Source organism: Streptomyces sp. (assembly GCF_035563135.1).
Lineage (GTDB): Bacteria > Actinomycetota > Actinomycetes > Streptomycetales > Streptomycetaceae > Streptomyces.
Window position 1 is genome coordinate 1 of record NZ_DATMVN010000325.1, and the last position, 10,716, is coordinate 10,716.

At 69.4% G+C, this 10,716-nt stretch carries 8 protein-coding genes and 1 pseudogene; all 9 read right to left on the minus strand.

Going from position 1 to position 10,716, the window contains the following annotated elements:
* Positions 1–2,296, minus strand: a 2,296-nt coding sequence (locus VN520_RS14155; RefSeq protein ID WP_325747256.1) for a putative baseplate assembly protein, incomplete at its 3' end; no start/stop codon positions are given.
* Positions 2,293–2,670: a GPW/gp25 family protein gene (locus tag VN520_RS14160; protein ID WP_325747257.1), complete on the minus strand. Its 378-nt coding sequence runs from the start codon at positions 2,668–2,670 to the stop codon at positions 2,293–2,295. The genes VN520_RS14155 and VN520_RS14160, both read right to left, overlap by 4 nt.
* Entirely contained in the window at positions 2,667–3,008 is a 342-nt protein-coding gene (locus tag VN520_RS14165; RefSeq protein WP_325747258.1) for a hypothetical protein, read from the minus strand. The genes VN520_RS14160 and VN520_RS14165 overlap by 4 nt, the downstream gene beginning before the upstream one ends.
* Positions 3,009–3,037: 29 nt before the next feature.
* On the minus strand, positions 3,038–3,568 hold the full coding sequence (locus VN520_RS14170) for a phage baseplate assembly protein V (RefSeq protein WP_325747259.1): 531 nt from the start codon (positions 3,566–3,568) through the stop codon (positions 3,038–3,040).
* Positions 3,569–3,623: 55 nt separating this feature from the next.
* Complete coding sequence (locus VN520_RS14175) at positions 3,624–4,763, minus strand: hypothetical protein (protein WP_325747260.1); 1,140 nt, start codon at positions 4,761–4,763, stop codon at positions 3,624–3,626.
* Positions 4,756–5,124, minus strand: coding sequence for a hypothetical protein (locus VN520_RS14180; protein ID WP_325747261.1), 369 nt, complete (start codon positions 5,122–5,124; stop codon positions 4,756–4,758). The genes VN520_RS14175 and VN520_RS14180 overlap by 8 nt, the downstream gene beginning before the upstream one ends.
* Positions 5,125–5,129: 5 nt before the next feature.
* Complete coding sequence (locus VN520_RS14185) at positions 5,130–5,816, minus strand: hypothetical protein (RefSeq protein ID WP_325747262.1); 687 nt, start codon at positions 5,814–5,816, stop codon at positions 5,130–5,132.
* A complete protein-coding gene (locus VN520_RS14190) occupies positions 5,813–6,412 on the minus strand; it encodes a HEAT repeat domain-containing protein (protein ID WP_325747263.1) in 600 nt (199 codons plus the stop codon). Before VN520_RS14190 ends, VN520_RS14185 begins: the two co-directional genes overlap by 4 nt.
* A gap of 44 nt (positions 6,413–6,456) precedes the next feature.
* Positions 6,457–10,716: pseudogene (locus VN520_RS14195) on the minus strand (hypothetical protein); the annotation flags it as partial.

Sequence of the window (10,716 nt, forward strand, 5' to 3'; positions counted from 1 at the left end):
GCGCGATCCGCCCGTCGTCCTCCAGCTCACCGACGAAGTGCCGGTCCCGGTGACCGGTGGACAGCAGGTCCCGTCGCGCGGTCCACTCCTCGTCACCGTCCAGGGCCCGCACCGCCGGCAGCGCGGCCCGCGGATCCTGGACGAGGGCGGCCGCGGGCCCTCTCAGCACCGGCTCGTCCGGGTGCAGCCCGGCCGCGTGGGCGGGGCCCCAGGTCTGCGCGATCTCCCAGGCGATGCCCGCGTCGAGCACCGCACCCGCCCGCGCCCGCGCGGTGAGCACCTGGAGCCTGCGCAGCTTCGGTGCCAGCAGCCGCTCGCTGCGGTGCAGCAGCTCGCGCAGCGCGCGTACCGGGTGGAGGTGAAGCTCCAGGTGCTCCACTGTCCGCAGTCCGAAGAGCACGGTCAGTTCGCCGGTCTCCGCCTCGGACAGCCCGTCGCGGTCACGGGCGCTGCGCCACAGTTCCACCAGCCGCTGCCGGACCCGTCCGGGCACGGCGGCCAGCCGGTCGGCCTGCCCCGCCGAGACGTGCTCCGGCAGCGGGAACGGCGCCGCCTGGACCACGGGTGAGCGCTGGAGCACGGGGCGGAACCGGGGTCCGATGCCCGGGTGGACCACCTGGGCGAGGAGCGTGGCCAGCGCCTCGGCCTGTTCGTACGCCGTACCCGGTACGACCTTCTCGCGTCGTCGTCCCGCGAGCTCCAGGCCGATCCCGGCGCGCGTCACCTGCTCGTCGCCGACCTGTTCGGACAGCTCCCGCACCTGTGCGGCGGTCAGCAGCCGGCCGCGCCGCGTCTGTTGCAGGCGTTCGTCCAGGAGCCGGGCCGGGGCGTTGCCCGCGTCGATGTCCCCGCAGCCGAAGGCGGCCGGTTCGCAGGAACCGGGCACGGCGGGCACGGGGGGTACGACGACCGTCTCCGGCAGGGCCCCTCCGAAGGTCAGCGACCTGCCGTGGTCGACGAGGACCACATTGCCCCGGGCGACGCTCACGTCCGCGACCGGTTCGCAGTCCGGGCCGCCGCGCGTCGACAGGCACACGGGGAGGGCGAGCGCGTCCTGGCGGGCCCAGGTGATCTCCAGCACCGGCTGGCCGGCCAGCCGGTCCACACCCGGGGTGACCGAGGTCAGCCGTACCGCCTGGCGGTGCGCGGGATCCGCGTCGCCCGGCATGCCCGAACGCGCCCCGCGCACTTCCTCGAACACCAGCAGATCGCCGGGTGCCAGGGCCAGTGACCGCGTCGTGCACCTCTTGTCGGCCCACCCGTCCCGCAGCGTCGCGGAGACCGCGCCCTGCGGCAGGACGCACACCTCATCGCCCCAGGTCCAGAAGCGGATGGTGTTGTGCGCGGGACGCAGTTCGGCCGGCTCGGTGTCCACCACCGGCTCGAACACCTCCACCGCGCCGTGCTCGGCCGGTACCGCCAGCTCGCGGTCCTCGACGACGGTGCCGGTCCCGGGCCGGTCGCGAAGTCCTGGTGCGCGGACGTCGACCGCGGCGAAGCGGAAGGTGCCCGGCAGCAGCGTCAGCCGCCTCGTCACCTCGACGGTCACCAGGGTCCTGGCGTTGCAGCCGTCGTGCATCGGGTAGTCGACCAGCCGTACGTGCCGGCGCACCGAGACCCGCCTGCGGGCGGTGTCCAGGTATGCCTCCGTCGCGACCGCGTCCTGGTGGTAGCTGATCCGGTCGGCCGTGTGCGCCAGCAGCTCGACGAGCGTGACCCCCAGGTCGGCGGGGTTGCGCTCCACCCAGTCGGGTGTGGTCAGCGCGAGCCGGTCGAGGATCAGACGGCGTACGGAGTCGTAGTCACGGGCCGTGTAGTCGATCACGGGCGCCTCGGCGCGGGGGCCGTGGTCGCGGCCGGCCTCGTCGTCCACGCAGTCGAAGGGCGTGGGGCAGTCCGTCCCGAACTCGAACTCCGCCCGGAAGTACCGCTGGTCGAAACCGGGGTACGGCTCCGTGCCCGGCCGCCCGTACGGATCGGCCTCCACCACCGAGAGCCGGTAGCGCGAGGCGTCCCCGGTGCGGTCGACCGTCACGAGCAGCCGGTCGTCGAGCTCCGGGTCGTTCTCCCGCTCCACGCTCACGTCGACCGCTTCGACATCCGTGACGCGGCGGCCCCCGTCGATGCGGATGTTCTCCGGGCACAGCCCGTGCGGGGCCTTGCCCAGGAAGGTGACCGTCAGGGTCAGCCCGTCGTCCCCGGCCTCCACGGCGTCCACACCGTGGAGGCGCGCCGCACGCACCTTGCCGCGCCTGCCGTCCGTGCGGCGGACCACTTCCCCGCCCGTGCCGCTCATGCGGGTCCGCTCCCTTCGAACACCTCGTCGCGCCGGCTCCCGGTGGAGCGGACCACATAGCTCAGATGCACCCGGACCACGTTCTCCTCACTCACCACGTCCAGCGTCTCGACGTCGATCAGCTCACCCAGCCAGCGCTGCAGAGAGGCCTGCACCGACAGTTCGAGGGCCGAAGCCAGCTCGGGGCTGTTCGGCGTGAACACCAGGTCCAGGAGGCCGCAGCCGAAGTCGGGACGCATCACCCGCTCGCCCGGGCTGGTGAACAGCAACTGCTCGACCAGGTCGCGCACGTGCTCGTCGTACCGGGCATGTGCCGTCCGCCCGCGCCGGTCGCTGCGGAACGGGAACGCGATGTCGCTGCGTGCGGCCCTCATCGGCACGTCGCCCCCCACCGGGCCCCGGTCACGACCGGTGGCCCCTGGGGCACGAGTGCCGCGCTGAAGCACTGCGCCGCACTCGTGTGCAGCAGGACGGGCGCTCCGCCCACGAGTACGCCGCCCGGCTGCGGGCTCCACCGGACGGTGGTGCACGGCAGCGGCACCCCGTCGGCGGTGTGCGGGCACCCGGTCACCACGAAGGTGTCCGAGGCGGTGTGCACGGGCAGGCCGTCCAGACGCACGGCGGCATGCGTGGAGCCGGCGGAGGCCCGGCCGCCGTGCGGGCACTGGAGGGTCGCGGCGGCGCTGACGATGGTCCCTGCGCTGGTGGACAAGTCTTCTCTCCCCGTTGTCTGTTACTGCTTCACTGCTTCTCGGCCACGATCAGCCGGCCGTCGTTGATGTCGACCTCGCCGCCCTTGAGCACGATCGAGGCGCCCTGGCCGTCGGCGATCGTCACGCCCTTCTCGTCCACCTGGATGTACGCGCCGGTCGCGGCCTGGAGGCGGATGCCGTCGCCGCCGTCCGGTACGTCGCCCATGACGAACTTGTGCCGGTCGGAGGTCTGGATGACCACGTTCTGGTGCGCGGGGCCTCCGGTCAGGGCGTCCGGCGGGAGTTCGGACGTATCGCCGTACCAGCAGCCCGTCCAGATGGGGAAACTGACGTCTCCCTGTTCGAACTCCACCCATACGCCCGCCCCTTCGGCGGGGACGGCGTACTGCCCCGACTGCGGCCCCGTGAACGGCAGGCAGGGCATGGCCCAGGTGGACGTCTCGTCCCCCAGGACGTCCGGCACCTTGACCGTGACCCGCCCGATCCTCAGCGGGTCGTCGTTGCCGACGACCCGCCCCCGGAACTTGCCGAGGAACCGGTTGTTCGGTCCTGCAGCCATGCGTCGCTCTCCTGTGTTCTCTTCCGCGTTCTCTTCCGCTCCGCTGTCGCGGCTGTCACGGTCGTACGGTGCTGCTCCTGGCGATGAGGCCCTCGCGTGAGAGCGTGAAGTTCTGCTGGTACGAGCCGGGTCTGATGGTGTGGGTGACGGACTTGACGAAGTAGTCGCCGTCGTACGTCACTCCGGCGCCGCGGACCCCGACCAGCTCGCGCGGCCGCAGGAGGTACCCGTGCCGGTTGACGTCCAGGGATCCGGACCCCGAGATGGCGTCGGCGGACAGCGCGGCCCTGGCGAGCAGCTCCGCCTGTGCCTGGGCCGACTCCTTCTTCGCCGTGCCGGACAGCGTGCGCCGTTTCAGCGCGGGGGTGGCACGGCGGCCCAGCGGAGGGCGCAGCGGCCCGATGTCGGGCTGCGGCAGCAGCCGGCTGTCACGGGTGGCCGGGTCCTGGACCCGGGCCTGTGGTTCCTCCCGCGCCGTCCCGTCGTACGCGAACGTCAGCTGGTCCACGGTCGAGTGGACGTCCATGTTCACGTTGAGCGCGTGCTGGCGCTGCCCGATGCGGGCCTCCGGTCCCCAGACGGCGGTGGAGCGACCGGGCCGGGGGCCGGGTTCGAGGTAGAACGTGTACCCGTTGGCGCGGGCCAGGTCGTTCACGTAGCTCAGGTCGGTGCCCGCCTGGTGGTCGACCCTGAGCTGTTCGCGCGGGGGCTGCTCGATCTGTTCCTGGAAGACGCGGGCCTCGATGCCGTAGTCGGCGTACTTGGCGAGGATGCGCGCGACGCGTCCGGAAGGACGCAGGTTCGGGTACCGGTCGGTGCGCTCCTCCAGGTCCATGAGGAGTGTCAGGTCCTCACCGGTCACCGTGAGGGTGGAGTGTCCCGGCTGGTTGCTGGCGCCGACCTCCTGGCGCACGATCAGCCCGTCGAGCAGCACCCATGCCGTGCCCTTCACGCTCACGGAGAGGATCACCCGGGTCTTCGGGTCGAAGAACCCCTCGGGCAGCAGCTGACGGGACAGCGCACCCTGCTTGGTGAGGTCGAACGCCAGCTGGAAGCCGCTGCGTTCGCCCGCGGTGGCGGTGATCCGGGCGGACAGCAGCGCCTCGGTGACCTCGGGCGGGACCGGCCGGGTCAGCCGGGGCCCCGTCTCCAGCGTGATGTGGATGGGCCCGCTCCCCACGGGCTGGTCAGACATACCTGGCTCCCTGGAAACCGCCGGCGTGCGGGATCGCGATGGTGCGGCCCGCCTCCTCGGTCAGCTCGTGCGGGTCGAGCACCGGATTGGCGTCGGCGATCTGCCACCACTGCCCCGGATCGCCGATGTACCGCTGCGCGAGCAGGTCCGGCCGCTCTCCGCTGCTGACGGTGTGCGGGGCGCTCTCCTGTGCCGTCTCGGCCAGCGGCGGCAGTAACCGCCGCTTCGTGTAGCGCACTTCGGTCCCGTCGGCCATCCGGTGCACGCCGATCTCGGCGTCGTGGTAGCGGCTGGAGCGGGGGTAGGGGTGGGCGCCGGGTACGGCGTCCAGTGCGTTCTCGTACGGTTCGATCCCGGCCATGTCCTTCAGCCCCTCCTCAGGACGGTGTAGCCCCCGGCCGGCCCCGGCGAGGCGGGACCGCCACCTCGCGCGGCCCTGGCGAGCTGCTCCTTCTGCGCGAGGTGCGCCATGTACAGATCGGCCCCGCGGTGCCCGGCGGGCAGGTCGCTGACGCTGAGCACCTTCATGCCGATGCTGAGGCTCGCCCGGATCGGATTGAGGTTCACGTCGAACGCCGACTCGTTGATGGACAGTTCGGTGAGGCGCACGGGCATGACGCGCTTGCTGCCCCACGTGAAGAGGGTGAGCGGCATCTCGATCGGGCTGATCTCGATGGTCCCCTTCTTGGCGAGCCGGCTCGCCTCGCGCAGTTGGGCGGTGGTCGGGTGGACCAGCATTTCGAGGGTGGCCAGCTCGGGGTGGATCCCGTCGGGAGCGGCGACCTCGAACTGGTCGGTGGAATCGATCTCGGCGGTGAACTTCCAGGTCTCCTCTGCGGGCCCCTTGAGGCGGAGTGCCTCGTTGCGGTCCCCGGACCCGCTGCCTCCTCCGCCGGAGTCCCCGGTGCCGCCGGCGGACTGGGGGGCGAGGCTGCGCTCCAGGGTGTCGGGGTTGAACTGGAGGACGATGATGCGCTGGGGGGTGCCGCGCTCGGGGTCGACGACGACGATGCCGGAGCGGATGGGTTTGGGGATGTCCGCGTAGCGGGTCATCGGCCGGTTTCCTCCGTTGCGTCGAATCGCGCGACGGCCTGTGCTGCCTCGCGTGCGATGTGCGGGTCCTCGTCCGATCCCGCCATCTGCGCCAGGAGGGCCCGGTAGACGGGCCATTCGGCATACACCATCGCCCAGAGCGCTGCCCTACGGACCCGTGCGTCCTTGTGCTCGACCGACTCCCGCACGCGGGTGACAACATCGGAGTTCTCGACCAGCGGGGAACCGACTCCCAGGCGCATCAGAGCTTTGGCCCAGCCTGCCGGATAAACACTGGCATCGAATTCCTCAAGCATGTCGTCGAGGCGCCGGACGGGAAACTGGTCAGCGATGCGGTCGGCGCTCTCCTCGGCAGCGCCCTGGTCATCGTTTCGCACGACCAGGTAGACGACGTCCGCGAATTCATCCACGATGTAGTGAACAGAACCACCGTTCCCGGGATCCCATTTGACTTCATAGAAGACTCCCGCACCGGGATCCCTTTCCACCTGGCCTGCGAAGACCCAGCCATTGCGGTCAGCGATTGCCTTGATATCTTCTGATTCAGCACCCTCTCTGACAACGAGATTTCTGCTCGAGAACCGGCCTACGGGCATGCACTGCACCCTTTCTGCATGAGTATGAGATTTCGTCGCACGTCTCACGAAGCACTGTATACACGCTCAATCTCGCTCCGAATTCTATCGAACAGCGCCTTCTTGGGGTCGCCTTCGTCGGAAAAATCCAGTTCCAGCGAAGCGGCCCAGCCCTGCAGAAATCTGACCTCGCGTCGCGCCATGCTCCTTGCATCCGTCGTGTCGGCCACCTCACCCCGGTCAGCCGCCTGCGCCCAGGCAGCATGCGCATATGCGCTGTTCCATCGGCGCATCTGGTCGCGGGCCGCCTCCCTTTCCGAGTCCGGCAGGTTCTTGTCGTTCATCGTCGCGCGTATCTGCTTCCGCATGGCGGGGGTGACCCCCTGTGCCTGGAGGTGCTTCTCGTAGTGCATCCCCGTGAGTTTCTCCAGATCGCTGGGTGTGAGCCCCTCCCGCCTACCCAGAACGGACATTCTGCGAGCAATGACTTGCGAATCCGCACCTTGCGAGTTGGACATCATCTCCTCGAAGGCGTATCGGAAGTTGAGCTGGCGGGCCCTGCTCTGTGCGCCCTTGGGAGCAAGCGGGAGTTTCATCATCACGCGCTGGAGACCAGCCATACCGCGCCGCCGCTGGGCCGTGGAGATCACCTCGGGATCACGCGCGCCGAGGCTGTAGGCCATCGCCCGGTACACGAGGTCACTGCTTGACCTGTTCCCTTCCACCGCACCCAGTGTGTGGAGGAAGACACGCTGACTCTGTGACGTTTGCGAACTCGATGCCGTTCGCCCACCCAGATCGCCGAGCATTCCCTGCGCCAGCTCCCGCTGTGCGTCCGGCGTCAACGCCGCGAACATCTTGGCGTAGTCGTGATTGAGCCTGTCCTCGTCCGTCGCGCCGATCTGCGAGACAACCTGGTTGCGCGGGGAGTCCATGCCTTGCTTCAGGCCGGCGGCACCCCCATCGGAAGTTCCGATTCTCCGGTAACTGCCATTGGCCATCTGGTTGTCGCGCAAGCTGGCGGCCAGCGTGTGGGACTGAGCCCGCTCACCAAGAGCCAGTTGCCTCCCGTCCGCCGAGTAGTCGAGTTCCTGGGCGCCCGCGCGCGTTCGCGGAGAATTCTGCACTTCGTCTGCGACCTGACGGATGAACCGGAGAAGTTCGTCGCGATCGAGCTTGACGCCGGCCACAACCGACTGCCCCGGATTGAGCACAGCATCGATATCGAAGCGCTCGCCGCCCTGCACGGACAAGCGCGTCAACCTGTACCACAGACGCATCCCACTAAGTGTCGCGTCAAGAACCGGGCGCCTGACACCCTTGTCGAGGAGTCCTTTCAGCTGAGGCCTGATCCTTGCAACGATCTTGCGGAGGCGGGCCTCCTTGGACTCCTTCGAGTTCTCTTTCTTCTTCCGGTCGTCCTGGTTCTGTTTCTTCCGCTCCTGCTGGTTCTTCCTGTCGTCGCGCAGACGGTCGCGCTTCTTCGTGAACGCTTTCCGCAGCTTCGACGCGCTGTTCTTCAGCGCCTTGCCCACCTTGCTCTTCCTGAGCTTCCTGCCCAGCGTCCTCCCCGCATTGCGGACCTTCTTCAGGGCTGATTTCACGGCTGACTTCGCCTTGTCCAGCGCCTTGCCCACCGGAGACTTCGGCTTCTTCGGCATGGTCGGCTTCGGGCCCTCGATCTCCTTCTTCCTCCGGGGAGTCCGAGAGGCGCCCCCGGGGGACTTGTCCTTCGTCGGTCCCGGCTCCGTGTCCTTCGGCTTCGCCGCGGACGGAGACGGCCCCGGCTTCGCCGGCCCCTTCGGTGTCGCCGTGTCCTTCGGCTTCACCGGTGTCTTCGGGTTCGGCGACGGCTTGCCCTTCGGTTCCGGCGCCACCGCCGGCTTCGTCATCGCCGTCTTCGCGTTCCGCATCGCGTCCCGCGCCTTGTTGACCGCCGAGCCCGCCGCCTTCTTCGCGCCCCTGCCCGTCCTCTTCAAGCCCTTCATGATCTTCTGGGCCATCGTCTGGAGCCTCTTGCCCACGCCCTTCGTCGCACCCGACAGGCGGATCATCAGGAAGTTCGCGATGAAGTCCAGCAGCGCCACGATCCCCGCGGCCACCGCCTCCGCGAACAGGCACGCCGCCGGGCCGGCCTTCACCGCCTTCAAGTAGGCCCAGAACTTGCTGAAGGCGGACAGGATCGAACTGATGCTCTGCCAGGCGGCCATCAGACCCTGGACGATCGTGAGGATCGCGCCCGCCGCAGGAACGATCATCGAGACGACCTTCTCGATCACGATCGAGGCGATCATCATCGGCAGTGAGGCGATGATCGCGTCCCAGGCCATCTTCCCGATCTGCTTGACGGAGACGCAGCCCTTCACCAGGACATCGATGACGGCCTTCCCCAGGCCGAGGATGCCTTCCACCTTGGTGTCGAACCACCGTTTGACGCCGGTCTTGATCGCACCCCAGAGGTGGTCCTGGATACCGGACCTGGCCGAGCTGCCCGCCTTGCCGATCCAGCCGCCCGGGTCCGGTGCGATGTCCGCGACCAGTGCCGCGAACTTGCCCAGCGCCTCGATCGCCGCCCGGGCGAACTTGATCGCGCCCAGGATCACCGCCTGATAGGCCTTGATGACGGCCTTGATGCCCGCCTCAAGGACGTCGAGCAGTGCGTTCAGGCCCGCGGCCAGCGCGTCCAGGAGCGTGTTCACGGCCTTCTTCAGGCCGTCCGCCAGCGTGTTGACCGCCGCGATCGCCGAGTCCCGAAGGTCCTCGATCGCCTTGCGGAACTTGTCCCGCAACTCGGGGAACGCCGCCAGCAGCACGTCGCCGATCGCGATCAGCGCGTCCGCGAGCACATTGATCGCCGCGATCGCGAGGTCGCGCACGAAGTCGATGGCCTTGTTCGCCCACTCCTTGAACGTGTCGATGATGCTGTTCACGGCCTTGCGCGCGGCGTCGAACACCGCCGTGACGGCCTCCAGGAGTGCGGTGAAGAAGCCCTTCACCTTGTCCGCGATCCAGCCGAAGAAGCCTCCGGAGGGCTTCTCCTCCTCCTTCTTCTTCTCCGCCTCCTTCTCCGCGTTCTCGCGCTCCGTGTCGATCTGCTGGTTGTCCTTGTCCTTCCTGTCGCCGACCTCCTTGTCCTTTTCGTCGCGGGCCTTGACGATCTCCTTGTTCTTGGCGGTGTGCTCCTTCTCGGAGTTCCTGTCCGCCTCTTCGACCTTCTTGTCCTGCTCGGTGCGCCAGGTCTCCCGTTCGCGCCGCGCGTTCTCGGCGGCCCGGCCGCGTTCCGCGGTCTGCTTCTCCGCGTTCTGCGTGACCTCACGGTCGATCTCGGTCTGCTTCTCCTGCTTGGACTGCTGCTCGCTCTGCTGGTGCTTCTTCTCCTCGGCGGCCAGATCGCCCTGTGCCTGTCCTGCCGCCCCCTGGATCTCACCGCCGCGCTCCTGCTTGGCGACCGCGCCCACTCCCGGTTCGGCCCGCGATCCCTTGGCCGCGCCGACGCTGCGCCTGGCAGCCGCGCGGCCGGTCGCCTTACCGACGAGCTGCTCCTGCGGCGCGTTCGGGAAGATCTGGTCCTCGCCCATCGGCTTGGCGGCGTCCTCGCGCCCCGTCCTCTGGAGGTCGGACTGCTTGTTCTTGAGAGCCTTGACCTGGTCGTCCGTCCGTTTGGGGTCGCTCGCCCCCTCCAGCCGGATCTTCGGCGCGGGACCGACCGTCCTGTTGCGCAGTGCGGGGTCCACGGTCGGGATCGCGTCGGCTGCGGCCTCCACGTTCTTCGCCTCGTCGGCGCTCAGCTCCGCCGCCACGGGCATGGGCGGCGGAGGAGCACTGTCCGTGGGTTTCGCGCCGCCGGCCTTCTCACTGCCCTTGGCCTGCTGCTTGTCGCCCTGGTCCTTCGGCCCGAGCTTTTCCACCTTGCCGGTCACCTGTGCGGCCGGCGACGCGGCCTCGGGCGGCCCCGACTGCGTGCGCGGCGCGCCCGAAGGGCGTTCCCGCTTCGGCGGCGCCGCGTTCAGCCGTTTCTGCTCCTCTCCGACCTTCCTGTCCGCTGCGGCGTCCACACCCGGTAGCGCGGCGGCCGCTTGGTCCGGCGCCAGCTTGCTCACCGTGCCGATCGCGGCCTTGGGGTCCTGGCCGGAGACGTCCGGCGGCTCCTCGTCCTTCTTCTCCTCGGCCGCGGCGCCTGCGCCCCCGCCGCAGCTGCCGCCTGCCTCGTCCTTCTCCGCCGCGGGCTCCGGCGGGGCACATCCGCCGCCGTCCTTCTCCAACGACGCTTCCGCGGCGGGGCCCGCCGCCTCCGCGCCGGGGGCGCCTGCCTGTTCGGTCGCCGG

Excerpts from the sequence above, each read along its gene's own strand:
- VN520_RS14160 (WP_325747257.1), bottom strand. The coding sequence starts at position 2,670 with ATGAGGGCCGCACGCAGCGACATCGCGTTCCCGTTCCGCAGCGACCGG.
- VN520_RS14170 (WP_325747259.1), bottom strand. The coding sequence starts at position 3,568 with ATGGCTGCAGGACCGAACAACCGGTTCCTCGGCAAGTTCCGGGGGCGG.
- VN520_RS14175 (WP_325747260.1), bottom strand. The coding sequence starts at position 4,763 with ATGTCTGACCAGCCCGTGGGGAGCGGGCCCATCCACATCACGCTGGAG.
- VN520_RS14180 (WP_325747261.1), bottom strand. The coding sequence starts at position 5,124 with ATGGCCGGGATCGAACCGTACGAGAACGCACTGGACGCCGTACCCGGC.
- VN520_RS14185 (WP_325747262.1), bottom strand. The coding sequence starts at position 5,816 with ATGACCCGCTACGCGGACATCCCCAAACCCATCCGCTCCGGCATCGTC.
- VN520_RS14190 (WP_325747263.1), bottom strand. The coding sequence starts at position 6,412 with ATGCCCGTAGGCCGGTTCTCGAGCAGAAATCTCGTTGTCAGAGAGGGT.